Here is an 18,598-nt window from a genome sequence, read left to right as displayed (position 1 = left end):
ACAGCTGACAGAGTTTGAAATCTGTTATCTGTTATCTGTCGGCTGTCATCTGTTCGCTGTCACCCGCCCTCCGTCACCCGTCCTCCGCGTCCCCCTCGGCCAGGCGCTCCGCCTGGACCTCCGGCCGCTCGCTGTCCCACAGCAGCTCCCACACCTTGAACACGCAGTGGTAGTCGCGCATGCTCCCCTGCGAGACCAGCAGGTAGGTGTCCCCGTCGCGGAGCAGCGTCCGCCGTCGGCTGTTGAACGGGTGCTGCGGGGTGTAGGAGGGGACGAGCCGCTTCAGCTCCTCGACGGCCTCCTCGCGGCTGCCCTCGACCTCGGCGAGCACCTTGCTGCCCCAGGTCCGGTCGTGCCCGGTGCCCACCGTCTCCTCCACGACCAGCGCCCAACGTGCCATGCCCTGCTCCCGTTCCGTTCCGATCCGCTGTGTCCCTCGGCCCGCCCGGCCCGCTTCGCCCGCCCGGCCCGTCGACCCGTCAGCGCGTCGGCGACTTGAAGAAGATGGTGGTCGGCCGGAGCACGCCCGCCGGGTCGGCCGCGAAGTCCGGCACCGAACCGACCCGGGTCCAGCCCGCCCCCTCGTAGAGCCGCTCCGCCGGGCTCCCGGTCTCGGTGTCCAGCACCAGTAGCCGGATGCCCAGCTCCACCGCCCGTTCCTCCAGGGCTGCCAGCAGCCGTCCCGCCAGCCGGTGCCCGCGATCGGCGGGGTGCACCATCAGCTTGGCCACCTCGCCCCGGTGGCGGCCGTTCGCGGTGGTGGCGGGCCGCAGCTGCACCGTGCCGGCCAGCCGTCCGTCGGCCCGGTTCCGGGCGGTCCACAGCACCAGCCGGCCGGCCGCGAGGTCCGGGCCGAGCGCCCGCCACCACGTCGTGGCCTCGTCGGGCGCCAGCGGGGCGAGGAACCCGATCGAGGCGCCGCCGTGCACGGTCTCCACCAGGAGCCCGGCGAACTCCTCCGCCGAGTCGTCCAGCTCCTGGGCCGTCACCTCGCCGATCACGTACGCACCGTCGGACATGTCGCCATCCTCACTCGTTCGCGCCCGCCCACCGCTCGGCCGGGTGCGCGATACTCGCCGGTATTCCGCTGGTATTCCGCCGAGAGTACAAGGAGCTTCGATGACGAAGCCGACCCGGATCGACCCGTCCGACCTGCTCGCCGTCGGCGACCTGCTCTCGGACGAGGAGCGGCTGATCCGCGACACCGTTCGCCGGTTCACCGAGGAGCACATCCGCCCGCACATCGGCGACTGGTTCGAGCGCGGGGTCTTCCCGGTCCGCGAGCTGGCCCCCGAGCTCGGCGCCCTGGGCGTGCTCGGCATGCACCTCGACGGCTACGGCTGCGCGGGCGCCGACGCGGTGGCGTACGGGGTGGCCTGCATGGAGCTGGAGGCGGCCGACTCCGGGCTGCGCAGCTTCGTCTCCGTCCAGGGCTCGCTCGCCATGCGCTCGATCCACGCCTTCGGCTCCGAGGAGCAGAAGCAGCGCTGGCTGCCCGGCATGGCCGCCGGTGAACTGATCGGCTGCTTCGGCCTCACCGAGCCGGACTTCGGCTCCGACCCCGCCAACATGCGGACCCGGGCGGTGCGGAAGGGCGGTGAGGGCGGCGACTGGGTGCTGTCCGGCAGCAAGATGTGGATCACCAACGGCAGCATCGCCGACGTCGCCGTGGTCTGGGCGCAGACCGAGGAGGGCGTGCGCGGCTTCCTGGTCGAGCGCGGCACCCGCGGCCTGACCGCCACCGACGTGCACGGCAAGCTCTCGCTGCGCGCCTCCGTCACCAGCGAGCTGGCCTTCGACGAGGTGGTGCTGCCCGCCGACGCAGTGCTGCCCGGGGTGGTCGGCCTGCGCGGACCGCTCTCCTCCCTCAACGAGGCCCGCTACGGCATCCTCTGGGGCACCGTCGGAGCCGCCCGCGACTGCTACACCGCCGCCCTGGACTACGCCAAGAGCCGGATCCAGTTCGACCGCCCGATCGCGGGCTTCCAGCTGACCCAGCAGAAGCTGGTCGAGATGATGCTGGAGGTCGAGAAGGCCTACCTGGTCGCGCTGCGGATCGGCCGGCTCAAGGAGCAGGGCGCGGCCCGCCCGCAGCACATCAGCTTCGGCAAGCTCAACAACGTCCGCACCGCGCTGGAGATCGCCCGCAGCGCCCGGACCGTCCTCGGCGCCAATGGCATCACCACCGAGTACCCGGTGCTGCGGCACGCCAACAACCTGGAGTCGGTGCTCACCTACGAGGGCACCAGTGAGATCCACACCCTGGTCCTCGGCGAGGCCATCACCGGCGAGTCCGCCTACCGCTGACGGGCCGCCGCCCGCCCTTCCCGGCCCGGGAAAACCGGTGGCCGGGCCCGTCGCGGCCCGGCTACCGTCCCTGCCATGACCAGCCAGTACGTCCCGACGCGGCCCCCGACCACCACCCTCTGGCGCCCCACCGGCCCGGAGGAGCTGGCCCTGGTCGAGGCCGCCGACCGGCGCGCCTGGCCGCCCCGCCTGCCCGAGCAGCCGATCTTCTACCCCGTCCTCAACGAGGACTACGCGATCCGGATCGCCCGGGACTGGAACGTGCCCGCCTCCGGCGTCGGCTACGTCACCCGCTTCGAGGTCGACACCGCCTTCCTCGCCCGCTACCCCGTCCAGCGGGCGGGCGGCCGGACGATCCTCGAACTCTGGGTGCCCGCCGAGGAGTTGGCCGAGTTCAACCGGCACATCGTCGGCCGCATCGAGGTGGTCCACGAGTTCCGCCCGCAGTCGTGACCCGCCCCGCCGCCGGCAGCCCCGACCTGCCCCGCCGTCCGTAGCGCCGACCTGCCGCCTCCCCGCCTGCCGCCCCGCCGCCCGGAGCCCGCGGCCCGGAGCCCGCGGCGTCGGCACGGTCGGCGGGGCGGCCCGTTCCGTACGGCCCCCGTCGGCCGCGGACCGCCCCGGCGGCTCCCCGGCGCTCTTCCGACACCTCGTGGACACCCGGCGTTCGGTGAGGTGACGCCGACCGGTACGGCGGTCGGTGGAGCATGGCGCGGTCGGCGGCGCCCTCGGCGGGCGCGGCCGGGTGCGCACGACCGAAAGGAACGTCCCATGTCCGCTGCCCAGTGGCCCCGCCCCCGCGTTCTCGTCGTCGGGATCGACGGTGTCCGCCACGACTACCTGGCGCAGGTGCAGATGCCGCGCCTGGAGGAGGTCGCCGAGGCCGGGTTCCTGGTGCCGGTCACCGTCGCGGACGGCACGCCCACCATGTCCGGGCCGTGCTGGACCACCATCGTGACCGGGGTCGAGCCCGCCAAGCACGGGGTCTGGGGCAACCACCTGGGCGGCAACCGGCTCGACGTGTTCCCCGACTTCGCCACCCGCCTCGCCCGGGGCGACCGGCGCCGCACCTTCGTCGCGGCTGGCTGGGACCCGCTGATGATCAACGAGTCCGGCGGCCCGCTGTTCCGCGCCCCCGGCCGGCTCTCCTACGTGGCCCCCGCCGAGGACACCCCCGAGGCCTGGGAGGCGGTGGACGAGGAGGTCGTCCGGGAGGCCGTCCACGTCCTCGGCACCGCCGACCCGGAGGCCTCCTTCGTCTACCTCGGCGCCGTCGACGAGACCGCCCACTTCCTGGGCTGCGGCGACGAGTACCGCGCGTCCATGCGCACCGCCGACGAGCGCCTCGGCCGCCTCCTCGACGCCGTCCGCGGCCGGGCGACCTACGCCGAGGAGCAGTGGACGGTCATCGTCGTCACCGACCACGGGCACGTGGACGCCGGCGGCCACGGCGGCCGTACGGTCGAGGAGCGGACGGCCTGGGTCGCCTGCGCGGGGCACGGCATCCCGGCCGGCCCGCCCACCGGCGAGATCCGCCACCCGGACGTCGCCGCGCAGGTGTACGCCTCCCTGCTGCGCCCGATCGACCCGCACTGGACCCTCGACGGCCGCCCGTTCCCGCTGGCCAGGCCGGTGCCGGCGGCGGTCTGAGCGGCGGGCGGTCCGCGATCCGGGGGTACCGGTGCCCCCGGGTGCAGCAGGCCGGGCTGCGGCGGCGCCGGGCTTGAGCGAGGCTCGACCGGGGCTCGACCGGGGCTCGGGCCGCGCTCGACCCGCGCGTGCCGGCCTGGGCGCCGGAGCGGCACGCCTCCGAGCCCGCGGGCCCCGGACCTGCGGGCCTCAGGGTCCCTGCCGAAGGACATACGCCTGAAGGTGGAGAAGGTACCCCGTGGGTTGGAGACAAGATCGCGACCTGGTGGTGACGATCCGACGGGTCGGGACGGGCCACGATGGTTGCACCGGACGGTGGAGCACGCCGACCGGGCCGGCGACGCGGACCTGAGCGGCCGCCGGCGGCGGAGACGAGCGGTCGGCGACGGCCGCACCGGTCACGACACGGAGAGGACAGCCGGGCATGAAGGGCATCGTGAGCAAGGTCGCGCTGGGAGTCGCTGGTACCGGCATGGCCGTCGCCGTGGCGGCCGTGGCAATCGGCCCGCGGGTGTCCGACTGGTACGACGAGCACCACCAGCAACAGGGCTCGTACGAGACCGGCACCCAGGCCAAGGCCGACCGCCGGTCGATGCCGACCTGGCTGCCCGACAACGCCTCCGGGGTGAAGTACCTGATGTCCACCAGGGGCGACGACCGCCTGCTGCGCGCCACCCTCCCGGAGGAGCGGCTGCCCGTCGGCTGCACCGCCGGGCAGCCGGGCAAGAGCGCGCACCCGGTGCCGGAGTCGCTCAAGGCCGGCTGGTTCCCCGAGGGCGTCGCGACCAAGGTCATCGGCACCTGTGGGTACTACAACGTGGCGCTGACCGGCAACCAGCTCTACGCGTGGCAGGACGGCGCGGCGGTGCAGGCGGCGCTGCGCGCCGAGCACGTCGCCAAGCGCTGAGTCCGGCGGGCACCCGAGTACTCCTGAGCACTCCCGGGAACCCCTGAACACCTCTGAGCACTCCTGGTCGCCGCGACCGGGGAACGGAACGGCCCGCCGGGCACCGGAAGGTGCGGGCGGGCCGTCGCCGTGTGCGGGCCGGAAACGGGCGGCGGACGATCCGCCCGGCGCACCCCCGCAGCCGGACAGCACGTACCCCCGCTGTCGGAACCGGACCGTGCTGCGGTAGGACGGAGCGCGAACGAACCCCACGTCGCCCGTCCGTAAGGAGAACCATGCCCGGCCCGACCGTCGGCCCCACCGACGACACGTCGACCGCTGCCGCCACCACCGCCCCCGCATCCGTCGCCGCACCCGCCACCGGCCAGACCCGTCCCGGCTGGGCCGTGATCGCCGCCCTCGGCGGCCTCACCGCGCTCGGTCCGCTCACCACCGACCTCTACCTGCCGGGCCTGCCCGCGATCGCCGACGACCTGGTCGCCCAGCCGGCCGCCGTCCAGCTCACCCTGACCTTCTCGATGTTCGGGGTCGCCGCCGGGCAGCTGCTCTTCGGGCCGCTCAGCGACCGCTACGGGCGCCGGGTGCCGCTGCTCGCCGGGCTCGTCCTCTACACCCTGTCCAGCGTGGTGTGCGTGTTCGCGCCGAACCTGGCCGTGCTGATCGCCGCCCGCTTCGTCCAGGGCGCGGCCGGGTCCGCCGGGCTGGTGATCGGACGCGCCGTCTCCCGGGACCGCTTCCAGGGCGTCGCGCTGCTGCGCTTCCTCGCCTCGATCGCCCTGATATCCGGGCTGGCGCCGATCCTCGCGCCGATCATCGGCGCGCAGCTGATGCGGTTCACCTCGTGGCGCGGCACCTTCGGCGTGCTGACGGCGCTCGGGCTGCTGCTCACCCTGGTCTCGTTCGGGGTGCTGCGCGAGACGCTGCCGCCGGAGACCCGGGACCGCGGCGGCGTGGGCGCGACCCTGCGGACGATGGGACGGCTGCTGGGCAACCTGCCGTTCCTCGGGCTGGCGCTGACCAGCTCCCTCGCCTTCGGGGCGCTGTTCGGCTACATCAGCGGGTCGTCGACGGTGCTCCAGCACGTGTACCAGGTCTCGCCGCAGACCTACAGCCTGCTGTTCGGGCTGAACTCGTTCGCGATCGTGGTGATGACCCAGGTGAACGGGCGCGTGCTGGCGCCGCGCTTCACGCAGCGGGTGCTGATGCTGGGCAGCCTCGCGGCGGCGGTCGCCGCCGGGGTGGCGCTGGTGCTGCTGACCACGGTGTGGGACTTCGGGCTGGCCGGGTTCTGCCCGCCGCTGTTCGTGATGATGGGCAGCCTGGGCGTGCTGCTGCCGAACACCGCCGCCCAGGCGCTCGGCCTGGTCGAGCCGCAGGTGGCGGGTACGGCGTCGGCGCTGCTCGGGACGGGCAACTTCCTGTGCGCCGCGGTGGTCGCGCCGCTGAGCAGCCTCGGCGGTCAGCCGTCGGCGGTGCTGCTGGCGCTGGTGGTCCTGGTCTGCGGGGTGCTCGCGACGGTGGTCTACCTGGCGCTGTGCCGACCGGAGCGGATGCGGGCGGCGGCGGGCGGCTGACAGGAGACGGGCGGCAGGCCGCGGCCGGAAGACTGACGGCGGACGGATGACAGCGAACGGGTAACAACGAACAGAAGACGGATGACAGCTGACAGATGTTGAAATCTGTCAGCTGTCATCCGTTATCCGTTACTCGTCAACCGTCATTCGTCGCCCGGGGCGGTCTCAGGCGATGGAGAAGTCATCCCCGTACACGTTGCCCTGGCCGTACCAGCCGTGCAGGTACACGGAGACGGTGCCGTTGGCGCCGGTGGTGAAGGGGACGGACACCTTGGTCCAGCCGGAGGAGTTGGCCCACGCGCTGGCGGTGGCGCCGCCGTTGACGCCGATGTAGGCGTAGTTGCCCTGCACCCAACCGCTCAGGGTGTAGCTGGTGTTGGGCTTCAGCGTGACGGTCTGCGCGCACTCGCCGGTCTGGGCGGCGGTGGCCGCGGCCTGGAGGGCCTTGGTGCCGGAGTGGACCGGGGTGGAGACCACGGCGCCGCCGCTCTGGCAGGTCCACGGGGCCAGGCTGCCGCTCTCCAGGTCGCCGTTGACCAGGCCGGTGGTCGGCGTGGTCCCGGTGACGGTCAGCGTGTAGGACGCGATGTGGTTGCCGGAGGCCCCGGTGGCGCTGATGCCCAGCGGGTAGGTGCCCGGAGTCACGGCCGAGCTGGTGGAGATGTTCAGGGTGGCGCTGTTGCCGGCGGTGACGCTGCCGGGGGTGATGGTGGCGGTGATGCCAGGGACGGGCTGGCTGACGACCGCGAGGTTGAGGTTCTGCGCCGAGCCGGCCGTGACCGCCGTCGAGATGGTCGCCGAGACGGACGAACCAGCCGCGACCGTACCGGAGTTCGGGTTCACGGCGACCGAGAAGTCATTGCCGGGCTGGGTGCCGGTGACGGTCAGGGTGAAGGTGCTGGTGTGGCTGCCGGAGGCCGCCGAGCCGGTGACCGTGATCGGGTAACTCCCGGGCGTCACCGAGGAGGTGGTGCTGATGTTCAGCGTGGCGCTGTTGCCGGCGGTGACGCTGCCGGGGGTGACGGTGGCGGTGACGCCGGCCGGGGCGCCGCTGACCGTGAGGTTGACGCTCTGCGCGGAGCCCGCCGTCACGGCCGTCGCGATGGTGGCCGAGGTGGACGAACCGGCCGCGACCGTGGCGGAGTTCGGGCTGGCCGACACCGAGAAGTCGTTGCTCACCGTCGAGCCGCTGGTGAACGGCGCGAAGACGTGGGTGAAGTCCCAGGTGTTCTGGGCGATCCCGGAGCAGTTGTCGTTGCCGGCCGTGCCCGGGCAGCCGCCGTTGTCGCGCTGGAGGGCCCAGAAGGACAGCGTGTTGATGCCCTTGGAGACCGCCCAGTTGTACACGGTGGTGGCGTTGGCCAGGGTGAAGGTCTCGGCCGGACCGAAGTCGTCGACACCGATCATCTCGGTGATCCCGATCGAACCCCACAGCTGGGCGGGGGTCTTGGACGGGTAGAGCTTGGCGAGCTGGTTGTAGAGGCCCTGCGCGGAGGTCTGGGTGTCGGCCGCCATGTCGTGGGCGGCGTTGTCGTAGTAGTCGAAGGTCATCATGTTGACGACATCGATCCGCGCGTTGTTGCTGACCGCGTTCTTCAGCACCGCGAGACCGCTGCTGGCCAGCCCGGAGGTGGTGGTGGGCAGCGTGTAGGAGAACTGGATGCTCCGCCCGTTGGCGGCGGCCCAGTCCTGCACGAGCTTGATGGCCTTGTTGCGGCGGTCGATCCCGGCGGTGTTGGTCAGCGAGTTGTCCTCGATGTCGAGGTCGATCCGGCTGACGTCGTAGGTGGTGATCACGTTCTGGAAGGCGGCCGCGATCTGGTTGACGTCGGTGCAGCTGTCGGCGATCTCGGTGCCGGTGTTGTCGGCGGTGTAGCCGCCGAAGGACGGGATCACGTCCCCGCCGTTGGCGCGGATGGTCGCGATGTCCGCGCCGAACGTGGAGGAGGACACCGGCTTGGAGGTGTCGCCGTTCCAGTACGGCGTGCAGGAGCCCTTGGTGGCGGCCTGGAGGAACGCCATGGTCAGGTGCTTGGCGCCGGACTGCGCGGCCAGTTGGGCCGGGCTCTGGCCGGTCCAGGACTCGAAGTAGGGGGCGAAGACCCGGCTGGGGAGCGGGGTGGCGGCCTGGGCGGAGCTCGTCCCGGCGGCGACCAGGCCGGCCGAGGCGGCCAGCGTGGCGCAGGCCGTCAACACGGCCTGGACTGTTCGGCGGAGGCGCATGGATTCTCCAACAGACTTGGTGGGGCAGGACGTTGGGGAGGTGCGGTCGGTCCGGGTGGGGCGGCCGTGTGGGGTCGGCGGCGGCCCCGGGACCGGGTCGGAACCGGGAGTACGGGGAAGTGCGGGGGTGTGCGGGCGTGCGAAGGCCCACCGACTCGCGTGGACGCGGGCGGCGTGCGGAAGCGCGCGCCGTACGGAGCGGGGGTGGAGCGGAGCATGGCAGGGCATGGCAGTGCCTCAGCCGCCGGTGGTCACACCCCCACAGTGCATCCCGGTCGGATCGACATGCTTATGTTTGGACTAGACCACTGGTCTGTCAAGAGTCCTAACAGTTCGTCAGCACACGGCCCGCGCGACGGAAGGGGGGCGGACCGGCGTCGGGACGGGTGGGCCGCCGGTGGGGCCCGCCGGGAGGACGGTGTCGGACGCTCCGGGTGGCGGCGAGGGGCGGCGGTGAGGGGCGCCGGAAACGAGAAGACCGTGGCCGCGCACCCGGAAAGGGGCGCGGCCACGGCAGCCCGGCGCTCAGGACACCGGGCGGATCATGGTGTCGCCGACCAGCGGGCCAGCGGACAAGCGGATCGGCGGGTCAGTGGGACGGCGGGCAGAGCGTGGCGAGCAGCGCGTCGTTGATCTTCGTGGCGGTGTCCGGCCCGAAGCCCTGCGGGTGGTCGGCGGAGGTGAAGCGCTGGTTGGCCAGGTCCGCCAGCTTCTGCTTGTCCTTGGGGAACTGGTACATCGACTGGCACTGGTTGCGCGCCCGGTCCACGGCCTGGTCCGGCTTGCCGCCGACGATCGCCGGGTCGATCGCGTCCAGCGCGGAGACCAGCTTGGCCGTCACGTCGGTGCCCGGCTTGGCGGGCAGTCCGGCATCGGCGGGCGGCGCGGGCTTGGACGGTGCGGGGGCTCCCGAGGCGCCGGCGTCGGGGGCGGGCGCGCCGGTGCCGCCGTCGGCCGTGGGGGCGGCCGGGTCGGACCCGGGGGTCGCGGGCGGCGTCGCCGAGGGCGTGGCGGCGTCGGAGGGCGCGGTGGCCGAGGCGGCGGGGGCGGTGGGGGAGCCGGCCGCGGAGGTGGCCTTGCCCGAGTCCGATCCGGAGCTGGAGCAGGCAGCGAGGCTCACCGCGGCGAGTGCCGTGAGGGTGGCGGCGAGGAGACGAGTGCGCATGGCGCCCAGACTGTCATGTTCGCGCCGCAGAAGGGAAGGTCCCTTCAGTGGTCGGAAAGCACCTGGAACGCACCCGTGAGCGCACCCGTGAGCGCACCTGTGAGCGCACACGCGAGCGCACCCGGAAAGCCCCGGGACGGTGCCTCCGGAACGGCGGACGGCGGCCCGGAGGAGCTTCCTCCGGGCCGCCGCGTTCACGCTCCACGGCCGCCGGGCCGAATCGCCGTCAGCCGAGGCCGTTGGACTTCAGCCAGTCCTTGGCGACCGCCGACGGGTCCTCCTTGTCCACCGACACGCGCTTCATCAGCGCCACCAGCCCGGCCGTGTCGAGCTTGGCCGACACCGCGTTGAGCGCCGCCGTCGCGGTCGCGTCCACGCCCGCCTTGTTGACCAGCGGGGTGACGTTCTGGGCGCCGAAGATGTTCTTCGGGTCGGCCAGCGGGACCAGCTTGTACTGGACGATCTTCGGGTCGGTGGTGAACACGTTGCCGACCTGGATGCTGCCGTCCTTGAGCGCGTTCGCGGTGGCGTCGCCGGTGGGTTTCCACTCCTTGAAGGTCAGCCCGTAGACGTCCTTGAGCTGCTGCTCGCGGCGGCTCTTGAACTCCGGCGGCCCGCCGATGGTGTACTCGCCGGCCTTGGCGGCGAGGTCGGCGATGCTCTTGAGGTTGTCCTTGTCGGCCGTCTCCTGGGTGACGCTGAGCGAGTCCTTGTCCTCGGCCGGGGAGGACTCGAGGATGCCCAGCGTGGCGGGCAGCGTCTTGGCGAGCTCCGCGTTCACGTCCTGGGTGGTGACAGCGGTGGACTTGGCGTCCAGGTAGGCGAGCAGCGAGCCGTTGTACTCCGGCAGGACGGTGAGGTTGCCGCTCTGCAACTGCCCGTAGAGCACCTCGCGGCTGCCGATGTTGAACTTCTCCTGGACCTTCACGCCCTTGGCCTTGAGCGCCTGCGAGTAGATCGACCCGAGCAGGACGTTCTCCGGGAAGTTGGCCGAGCCGACCACCACGGTCGAGCCGGACCCGCCCGTGGCGGCCGAGGCGCTCGAACCCCCGTCGAGCGGGTTGCCGCCGGAGGAGCCGCAGGCGGTGGCGCCGAGGGTGAGCGCGGCGAGGGTGCCGAGGGCGGCGACGCGGCGGCTTCGGTTGATTGTCGACATGGTGACAGATGTCCTTCCGGAACGGGAGGGGAGGGGAACGGAGTCAGCGGGGCCGCTGCTGGGCGCGCACCCCGGGCGGGAGCGCGAACCGGGCGAGCAGGGCGAAGAACAGCTGGGCGACGACCGCGAGCAGGACCACCAGCAGCGCGCCACCCACGGTCACGGCGTACTTGCGGGTCGCCAGCCCGTCGATGACGTAGCGGCCGAGGCCGCCCAGCCCGACGTAGGCGGCCACCGTGGCGGTCGCGATCACCTGCACGGTCGCGGTGCGGAAGCCCGCCAGCAGGGTCGGGGCGGCCGAGGGCAGGCAGACCTGCCACAGCACCTGGGGGTGGGTCAGCCCGATGCCGCGCGCCGCGTCCCGGACGTCCGGGTCGGTGCCGCGCACCCCCTCGACGGCGGCCACCAGCAGCGGCGGCGCGGCGAGCGCGACCAGCGGGACCAGTACGGCGGTGTCGCCGACCCCGGCGAGCAGCACCGCCAGCGTCACCAGGCCGAGGGTGGGCAGGGCGCGGGCGGCGCCCGCGAGCGCGGTCACCACGGTGACGCCGCGCCCGGTGTAGCCGATCAGCAGCCCGAGCGGGACGGCGAGCAGCGCCGCGAACAGCAGGGCCGCGCCGGAGAGCAGCAGGTGCTCGGAGACCCGGTGCACGATCGAGTCCGGCCCGCTGAGGTGGTCCGGGTCGGTGAAGAAGTCGCTCAGCCAGTTCAGCCAGTTCACGAGCCCGCCCCCTTCTCCCGGACGGCCCAGGGCGCGAGCAGCCGCCGGGCGGCCACCAGCACCAGGTCGACGGCCAGCGCGAGGACGGCGATCAGCACGATGCCGGCCAGGATCGGCGTCGGGAAGGTGCGCTGGAAGCCGTCGACGAACAGGTAGCCGAGCCCGCCGCGACCGACCAGCGCGCCGACGCTGGCCAGCGAGATGCTGGACACCGCCGCGACCCGCAGTCCGGCGATCAGGTACGGCACGGCGGCGGGCAGCTCGACCGAGGTCAGCCGGTGCCACGGCCCGTACCCCATCGCGGTGGCGGCCTGCCGGACGGAGTCCGGGACGGCGCGCAGGCCGTCCACGGTGGTCGGCAGCAGCACGGCGAGGGCGTAGAAGGTGAGCGGGATCATCACCGTCGCCTGGGTGGCGAGGCCGGTGTACGGGATCAGCACCACGAACACGGCCAGCGAGGGCAGCGCGTAGACGATGTTGAACACGGCGGAGAGCGGCTGGTACAGCCGGGGGTAGCGGGCGCAGGCCAGGCCGAGCGGGACGGCCAGCAGCAGGCCGATGAGTACGGGGACGAGGGCGATCACGGCGTGGTCGGCGAGCAGGTGGCCCAAGTAGCCGAGGTGGTCGCCGATCCAGTACCAGCGGACGATCGGTTCATCGTCCACCGTCGGCTCCGTCCGTGCTGCCCGTGCTGCCCGTTCGGCCGGGGCCGCCCGTGTCGTCCGGGTGGCCGCCGGCGGCCGGGGGCTTGTCGGTGCGGACGGGCGCATCAGCGGCCGGCGAACCGGTGGCAGACGGACCGGCGGCCGGCGAACCGGAGGCGTCGGGCCGCAGGGCGGCGAGGACGGCCTCGCGGCTCGCGGTGCCGGTGACCCGGCCCTCGGCGTCCAGCGCGACCGCGACCCCGGCGGGGGAGAGGACGGCGGCATCCAGCGCCGTGCGCAGGGTGTCGGCGTCCGGGCGGAAGGCGGCCGCCGGGTGCAGCTCGGCGGTGACGGCGTCGCGGTCGATCCAGCCGATCGGGCGGTGCCCGTCGTCCAGGGCCAACTCCCAGCCGCCGTACCGGAGTCCGTCGCCCACCGGGCGGAGCCGGACGCCGCTCGCGGGGCGCAGGGCGAGGCCGCGCAGGCCCCGGTCGCGCCCGAGGAAGGCGGCCACGCCCTCGTCGGCGGGGGTGGTGAGCAGGGTGTGCGGGTCGGCCAGTTGGGCGATCCGGCCGTGTTCGCGCAGCACCACCACCTGGTCGCCGAGCCGGACGGCCTCCTCGATGTCGTGGGTGACGAACAGCACCGTCTTGTGCAGCTCGGACTGGAGCCGCAGCAGCTCCTCCTGGAGCCCGGCCCGCACCACCGGGTCGACCGCGCTGAACGGCTCGTCCATCAGCAGTACCGGCGGGTCGGCGGCCAGCGCGCGCGCCACGCCGACCCGCTGCTGCTGGCCGCCGGACAGCTGGAACGGGTACCGCTTGGCGGTCTCGGGCGCGAGCCCGACCAGTTCGAGCAGTTCGGCGGCGCGGGCGCGGGCCTTCTTCCGGTCCCAGCCGAGCAGGTAGGGGACGGTGGCGATGTTGTCGATCACCTTGCGGTGCGGGAAGAGCCCGGCCTGCTGGATCACGTACCCGATGCCGCGGCGCAGCTTGGCGGGTTCCAGCTCCGCGACGTCCGTGTCGTCCAGCAGGACCCGGCCCGAAGTGGGCTCGACCATCCGGTTGACCATGCGCAGCAGGGTGGTCTTCCCGCAGCCGGACGGTCCGACCAGGACGGTTATCCGACCGGTCGGGACCTCCAGGTCCAGTCCCTCGACGGCGATGGTGCCGTCGGGGTGGCGCATTCCCGCGCCCTCGAATCTGATCACGTGGAGTTTCCTCGTCAGGGCGCCCCGGAAAGGCGGCGCCTGGGTCGTTCGGTCGTTCGGTCAGGGTCGTTCGGTGGCGGCGGTTTCAAGCGCCCGGGCGTACTTCCGCCCGCGTGGTTGCCCGGCTTTGGACCAGCGGAAACTCTGATCACACTATGACCTGCATCATCTCCTGTCCCTGATTTACCGCCCCGGCACGCGGTGCGACCGCAGGCTCAGCCGCCCTGACGGGTCGGCAGGCCGGCGGCCGCCCAGTCGACGAAACCGCCGTCCAGGTCGGTCGCCCGGTGCAGTCCCAGCTCGCGCAGGGAGGCCGCGGCCAGGCTGGAGGCGTAGCCCTCGGAGCAGACCACGACCACCTCGACGTCGTAGCCCGAGGCCTCGGGAATCCGGTGACTGCCCGTCGGATCGAGCCGCCACTCCAGCACGTTGCGTTCGATGATCAGCGAGCCGGGGATCTCCCCCTCGGCCGCCCGCTGCGCCGCCGGACGGATGTCCACCAGCAGCGCGCCGTCCAGCTGGGCCTGGTACGCCTCGCGGGCGCGCGGTCGGTGGACGCCCTCCCGGGCCCGCTCCACCAGGTCGTCGATCGTGGTCACCACTGTTCAGGTCCTTCCTCGGAGGTGCGGACGAGCCCGCCGGCCCGCAGGTCGTAGTGCGCCATCGAACTCAGCGGCGGCGAGTAGGCGTGCAGGGTGACGGCGGGGCCGACGGCGGTGTTGCGCACGTCGTGCACGTACTCGGGGCCGAAGGCGCGGGCGGTGCCGGCCGGGATCCGGCGGATCAGCAGGCCCTGCTCGGGCCCGCCGAGGGACAGCTCCTCCAACTCGCCGAGGGCGACCGCGAAGGCGCCGCGCGAGCCGCCGTGGTCGTGGAAGCCGGTGGACTGGCCGGGCAGCCAGCTGATCAGCCACACCTCGTGGTCGTCGTCCGCGGCCAGCCGCCGGTACCAGCGCTCCTCGGTGGAGAGGCGGACGTGGTGGATCCACTCCTCGGGCCGCTCGGCCAGTTCGCGGACGATGGTCCGCAGGGTGCTGGGGGTGAGCGGCGCGGGGGTGTCCCCGGCGGGCGGCGTCGGTGGTGGCTCGGGGGTGCTCGTGGGGCTCGCGGTGGCGGGGCGGGTGTTGTCGGGGTTTACGGTCGGCTGGGTTTCGGGGCTGATGCTCGGGCTCGGGCTCAGAGTCATGAGGGCGTCCTCGGGTGCGGCGGGAACGTCGGTGGGAAGCGCCCGATGTCCGGCGGCGGTGGAGGGCGCGGGCCGACGGGGCGGCCCGGCACGCAAGGGTGCGCCGGGGCGGGTGCGGGGTCAGGACTGCGGGTGCGGGTGCGCGGCGCGGGCCCTGGCAGACGTCACAGAGCGGGACCGGCGGGGGAGAACAAGGTCAACAGGCACAGATGGAACTCGCCTGGCGTCGCAGATCGACGTGCAGGCGGCATACCAGAGTGGCGCCGGAGTCCATGCGCCGGATCTTTCCCGAGCGAAGCGGAGGAAGTCAAGCCGAGCCGACCGTCCGCCGCCGTCCGTTCCCGGCGACCGGCGGACCGGTCGGCTACCCGTCGCCCGCTCGCCGAGCCCCCTTCGAGCATCCGTCGGTCGCCTCCCGGCTACTCCTCGGCCGGGCGGCGCGGTGCCGGGGGAGCCGTGGCGGACGGTGCGGGGTCGGTGTCGCGCGTCGGCTGTGCGGGCACCGACCCGGTGGGGCCCGGGGCCGGTCCGGCCGGTGCCTGCTCGGCCCGCGCCTGGTCGGTCAGTGCCTGCTCGATCAGCGGCGCGGCCTGTTCTCCCAGATGGCGGCCGAGCGTCTGGTAGGCGTCGAACTGCTGGTGGTCGAACCACTGGTCGCTGGTGCGGTCGTTCGGGAAGGCCCGGTTCGCCATCGCGTAGGCGTGCAGCTCGTACGGCATGCCGGGGGTCAGTACCGCCTGGAGGAGGATCAGCCGGCCGTGCCGGACGGCCCCGGGCCCCTCGTCCAGATCCGGGTAGCGGATGTCTCCGGTGACCACCGCCCGGGCCGAGAGCCGGGCGGAGAGCTGCGCCGCGAGCCCGCGCGGCGGCGGTCGGCGGCCCGCGCGGCCCTGCACGCCGTCGTCCGCGCGGCCGTCCGAGCGGCCGTCCGCGTCGTCACCCTCGGCAGGCTGGTCGGTGGCGGTGCCCGGGATCAGCAGCTCGGGCTGGTGCAGGGTGATGGCGACGCCCAGCTCCTCGCGGGCCAGGGTGATCGCGGCGGCCAGGTTGGTGGCGTACCCCGCGTCGCCGCTGGCGTCGATGCAGACCACCGTCCGTACCCGGTGCCGCAGCAGCTCGACCAGCCCGAGGTTCTCGTAGTGGCCGCCGTCGGTGGTGAGCAGGAAGCGGTCGTCGGCCGGGAACCGCCCGATCAGCTCCCGCAGTTGGTACGGGAGGCGGCGGACGGCGGGCTGCGCGGGGCGGCGCCAGTCCGGCGGACCGGACCAGTCGGGGCCGAGCACCGCCGGGTTGGGCAGCCACGTCCCGAGGCGGGCGTTGGTCACCGCGAACAGCCGCTGGTAGACGCGGGATTCCCGCCCCATCGCGGAGGAGAAGGCCGCGCCGGAGACGGCCATCGCCGACTGCACGGTGAGGTCCCGGGCGATGTGCGCACTGGTGCGCCGCTCCAGCAGGTCGGTGCGCGCGTACCCGATGTCCGGGCCGCCCACGTAGTCGTAGGAGAGCGAGAAGGAGGCCGCCGGACGGCCCGGTGGCGTACGGGAGTTGCCCGACAGGTTGGCCGCCGCCGAGAAGATCACCTGGGGGAAGTCGGGGTGCCGGGCGCCGTAGTGGCTCAGCCACGTCTGCTCCCGGAAGAAGTGGTACGGGCGGGCCACCGACCGGCCGCCCTCGGTGGCCCGCCGGACCGCGAACGCCGAGGCCAGCCGCAACCGGTAGAACGGGTGCAGGCTCACCCAGGTCTGGTCGAGGTTCAGCCCGACCGCGCCGAGCACCAGGGGCAGCAGCACCTGGACGGCCGTCGGCCAGGCGTAGCCGGTGGCGACCGCCCAGCCGAGGGACAGCAGCGCACCCGCCGTCAGCGCCAGGAGGGCGGAGCAGACCACGAGGGTCTGCGGGAGGCTGGCGCCGCTGACACGGGGCCGGCCCGCCGCGCCCGGCGTGGTGGCACCCCGACCGGGCGTCCGGCGGTCGCGCCAGAGTATGCCGAGCAGCAGCGCCAGGTAGCTGAGCGCCACGGTCAGGCCGAGCCCCGCGCCGGTGAGCTGCGGCCCCGCCGCCAGCGCCTGCTGGAGCCGCACCGCGCCCCAGGCCAGGCCCGGTACCACCAGCACCCCGACGGCCAGCAGGGCGGCCAGGGCGAGCAGGCCGAGATTGGCCCTGCGCAGCGCCCGTGGCAGCAGCGCCTGCCAGCCGAGCGAGGGGAAGGCCAGCAGCCAGAGCAGCCAGCACCCGGTGGCCGAGGCCAGCAGGAGGCCGAAGGCGGCGAGCGCCGGTGTCCGGAGCTCCAACGGCCCCGGTACGGCGCCGGCGTGGCGCAGCCCGGCCGCCGCCAGGTGGCTCAGGTCGGTGAGCGGCACGGCCCGGTAGAAGCGGCTGAGCCCGAGGCCGAGTGTCAGGACGGCGGCCAGCAGCAGGGTGAGGGCGGACAGCACCCCGCGCAGCAGCGTCCCGAGGGCGACCAGCCATTCGCCCGCGCCGTCGGCGATGTACTTGCCGTGCCGGCGGAGGTGGTCCTCCTCGGGGGACCCGGGCTCCATCACGGTGTCGGCCGTCAGGCCCGAGACGGCGCGCACCGGGCTGCCGGGCGCGGAGTCGCTGAGCGCGAGCTGGAGCGCGCCGACGGTGTAGCCGCCGCCCGAGACGGAGACCAGGTAGCGGGCCCGTTTCAGCCACGGCCGCAGCGACTGGAGCGCGCCGAGGGTGACGCAGGCGGAGCGGATGCCGCCGCCGGAGGCGCAGAAGCCGAGTTCGGCGGGTTCGCGGCCGGGCGGCACCCGGGCGGCGTCGCGCCAGTGGGCGTGCCGGACGGGCGTGTTCGGGGCGTCCGGCGCTTCGGCGGCGGGTGCCGTGGCGCCGCGCCGGGCGGCGATCGGCCAGGGCGGGATCAGCGCCGGACGGTCGGGGGAGTCGGTGCCGCGGGCCTTCGCGCCCGCCCGCGACGGCCGGAGCCCGCGCACCGCGCGGGTGGCGGTCACCAGCAGGATGCCCGCCGCGAGCACCCCGGCGGGCAGGAGCAGCAGCCACTTGACGGTGGCGAGCGCGGTGGCGACGGCGAAGGGGGTGTCGGAACCGCCCGCACCCGGGTGGAGGCCGTCCAGCCCGGCGCGCAGCAGCGCGTCCTCGCCCAGGTCGCAGCAGGCCGCGAGCAGCCCGGCGCCGCCGACCGCGATGGCCGACAGCCGCCGGCGGGCCGGCCCGAGCACGTACCCGCCGAGCAGTGCGGCGGCGAGCAACGTCAGCCCGTAGCCGCCGATCAGCCAGCCGTCGGCGCGCAGCGCGGCCAGGTGGTCGGCGGCGCGGCCGCCGACCACGGCCTCGGCGGCCGCGCGGGAACCGGCGAGCTGGAGGGCGATGTTCCGTACGCGCGGCGCCTGATGACGGAACAGCAGCCCGCCGAGGAGGACCGGCAGCAGGGCGCCGAGGGCGAGCAGCAGGCCGGCCCAGGCGGGCAGGGCGGGCGGCCGCGCCGCCGGGCCTCCGCCCCCCGCGCCACCTGCCGTACCCGTCGCCTCCGCCGCTTCCTTCGCCGCCGCCGTCTGCGTCGCGGAATCCGCCACCACCATCGTCACCCCCCGCTTGGCCGCCCCGATCCCCCGTGACCGGGACGCTGAACTCGTAGGAAACCACCGATGACTGACGATCCGTAGTGATCCACCGCGATGTCCACGCGGGTCTTACCCCACCATCGCCGATTGCGCACTCGGGGTGTCCGGTTTCACTCGAACGAGTAAGAAGGCGACGCGTGGGGTAGATCAGCTTTTCATCCCACCCGGGACCATCCGCGTGTCCGCGCAACAAGATCACCCCAGACGCGTTTCCACCGACGTATTGTCAGGCCACCGAGGCCGGGCC

Annotated in this window: 17 protein-coding genes; 5 read left to right on the top strand and 12 right to left on the bottom strand. The window is 73.6% G+C overall.

Translation table 11 applies throughout. The annotated features are described in order from the left end of the window. Positions 1 to 73: 73 nt before the first annotated feature. Together ACFVU7_RS08280 and ACFVU7_RS08275 are read right to left on the bottom strand one after the other, a co-directional pair. Positions 74 to 400 (bottom strand): hypothetical protein, encoded by a 327-nt coding sequence (locus ACFVU7_RS08280; RefSeq protein WP_074004216.1) that lies wholly within the window; start codon positions 398 to 400, stop codon positions 74 to 76. 79 nt (positions 401 to 479) lie between these two features. After that, the gene (locus tag ACFVU7_RS08275; protein WP_380778674.1) at positions 480 to 1,019 is read right to left on the bottom strand and encodes a GNAT family N-acetyltransferase; all 540 of its coding nucleotides are present in this window, start codon (positions 1,017 to 1,019) and stop codon (positions 480 to 482) included. 100 nt (positions 1,020 to 1,119) lie between these two features. On the opposite strand from ACFVU7_RS08275, the gene ACFVU7_RS08270 reads away from it, so the two are divergent. The 5 genes from ACFVU7_RS08270 (at position 1,120) to ACFVU7_RS08250 (ending at position 6,438) form a co-directional block, all read left to right on the top strand. Continuing rightward, the gene (locus ACFVU7_RS08270; RefSeq protein ID WP_074004218.1) at positions 1,120 to 2,307 is read left to right on the top strand and encodes an acyl-CoA dehydrogenase family protein; all 1,188 of its coding nucleotides are present in this window, start codon (positions 1,120 to 1,122) and stop codon (positions 2,305 to 2,307) included. 75 nt (positions 2,308 to 2,382) lie between these two features. Next, a complete protein-coding gene (locus ACFVU7_RS08265) occupies positions 2,383 to 2,760 on the top strand; it encodes a hypothetical protein (protein WP_049652263.1) in 378 nt (125 codons plus the stop codon). A gap of 318 nt (positions 2,761 to 3,078) precedes the next feature. Then, positions 3,079 to 3,957 carry an alkaline phosphatase family protein gene (locus ACFVU7_RS08260; RefSeq protein WP_074004219.1) on the top strand — a complete coding sequence of 293 codons (879 nt, stop codon included), beginning with the start codon at positions 3,079 to 3,081 and terminating at the stop codon, positions 3,955 to 3,957. A gap of 424 nt (positions 3,958 to 4,381) precedes the next feature. Continuing rightward, positions 4,382 to 4,864: a hypothetical protein gene (locus ACFVU7_RS08255; RefSeq protein ID WP_049657923.1), complete on the top strand. Its 483-nt coding sequence runs from the start codon at positions 4,382 to 4,384 to the stop codon at positions 4,862 to 4,864. 275 nt (positions 4,865 to 5,139) lie between these two features. After that, positions 5,140 to 6,438 carry a multidrug effflux MFS transporter gene (locus ACFVU7_RS08250; protein ID WP_074004220.1) on the top strand — a complete coding sequence of 433 codons (1,299 nt, stop codon included), beginning with the start codon at positions 5,140 to 5,142 and terminating at the stop codon, positions 6,436 to 6,438. Between the two features lie 165 nt (positions 6,439 to 6,603). On the opposite strand, the gene ACFVU7_RS08245 is transcribed toward ACFVU7_RS08250, so the two are convergent. The 10 genes from ACFVU7_RS08245 to ACFVU7_RS08200 all read right to left on the bottom strand — a co-directional run bounded on the left by ACFVU7_RS08245 (position 6,604) and on the right by ACFVU7_RS08200 (position 18,303). Next, the gene (locus ACFVU7_RS08245) at positions 6,604 to 8,661 is read right to left on the bottom strand and encodes a glycosyl hydrolase family 18 protein (protein WP_074004221.1); all 2,058 of its coding nucleotides are present in this window, start codon (positions 8,659 to 8,661) and stop codon (positions 6,604 to 6,606) included. Between the two features lie 589 nt (positions 8,662 to 9,250). Next, complete coding sequence (locus ACFVU7_RS08240; protein WP_079272435.1) at positions 9,251 to 9,826, bottom strand: hypothetical protein; 576 nt, start codon at positions 9,824 to 9,826, stop codon at positions 9,251 to 9,253. 226 nt (positions 9,827 to 10,052) lie between these two features. Next, on the bottom strand, positions 10,053 to 10,982 hold the full coding sequence (locus ACFVU7_RS08235; protein WP_074004222.1) for an ABC transporter substrate-binding protein: 930 nt from the start codon (positions 10,980 to 10,982) through the stop codon (positions 10,053 to 10,055). 43 nt (positions 10,983 to 11,025) lie between these two features. Next, positions 11,026 to 11,703 (bottom strand): ABC transporter permease, encoded by a 678-nt coding sequence (locus ACFVU7_RS08230; protein ID WP_049657036.1) that lies wholly within the window; start codon positions 11,701 to 11,703, stop codon positions 11,026 to 11,028. Continuing rightward, positions 11,700 to 12,368, bottom strand: a complete 669-nt coding sequence (locus tag ACFVU7_RS08225) for an ABC transporter permease (RefSeq protein WP_049657035.1) — start codon at positions 12,366 to 12,368, stop codon at positions 11,700 to 11,702. Before ACFVU7_RS08225 ends, ACFVU7_RS08230 begins: the two co-directional genes overlap by 4 nt. Continuing rightward, positions 12,358 to 13,557: an ATP-binding cassette domain-containing protein gene (locus ACFVU7_RS08220; RefSeq protein WP_388044679.1), complete on the bottom strand. Its 1,200-nt coding sequence runs from the start codon at positions 13,555 to 13,557 to the stop codon at positions 12,358 to 12,360. Before ACFVU7_RS08220 ends, ACFVU7_RS08225 begins: the two co-directional genes overlap by 11 nt. A gap of 215 nt (positions 13,558 to 13,772) precedes the next feature. Continuing rightward, positions 13,773 to 14,159 carry a rhodanese-like domain-containing protein gene (locus tag ACFVU7_RS08215; protein WP_388044678.1) on the bottom strand — a complete coding sequence of 129 codons (387 nt, stop codon included), beginning with the start codon at positions 14,157 to 14,159 and terminating at the stop codon, positions 13,773 to 13,775. Continuing rightward, positions 14,153 to 14,743 carry a cysteine dioxygenase gene (locus ACFVU7_RS08210; RefSeq protein WP_388044677.1) on the bottom strand — a complete coding sequence of 197 codons (591 nt, stop codon included), beginning with the start codon at positions 14,741 to 14,743 and terminating at the stop codon, positions 14,153 to 14,155. Before ACFVU7_RS08210 ends, ACFVU7_RS08215 begins: the two co-directional genes overlap by 7 nt. A gap of 196 nt (positions 14,744 to 14,939) precedes the next feature. Then, positions 14,940 to 15,017: a putative leader peptide gene (locus ACFVU7_RS08205; RefSeq protein WP_107086570.1), complete on the bottom strand. Its 78-nt coding sequence runs from the start codon at positions 15,015 to 15,017 to the stop codon at positions 14,940 to 14,942. Between the two features lie 145 nt (positions 15,018 to 15,162). Then, positions 15,163 to 18,303 (bottom strand): hypothetical protein, encoded by a 3,141-nt coding sequence (locus ACFVU7_RS08200; protein ID WP_388044676.1) that lies wholly within the window; start codon positions 18,301 to 18,303, stop codon positions 15,163 to 15,165. Positions 18,304 to 18,598: the final 295 nt, after the last annotated feature.

The organism is Kitasatospora sp. NPDC058046, assembly GCF_042885595.1.
Lineage (GTDB): Bacteria > Actinomycetota > Actinomycetes > Streptomycetales > Streptomycetaceae > Kitasatospora.
The sequence above is the reverse complement of the archived record's forward strand: the minus strand, read 5'-3'. Positions and strand labels throughout refer to the sequence as shown.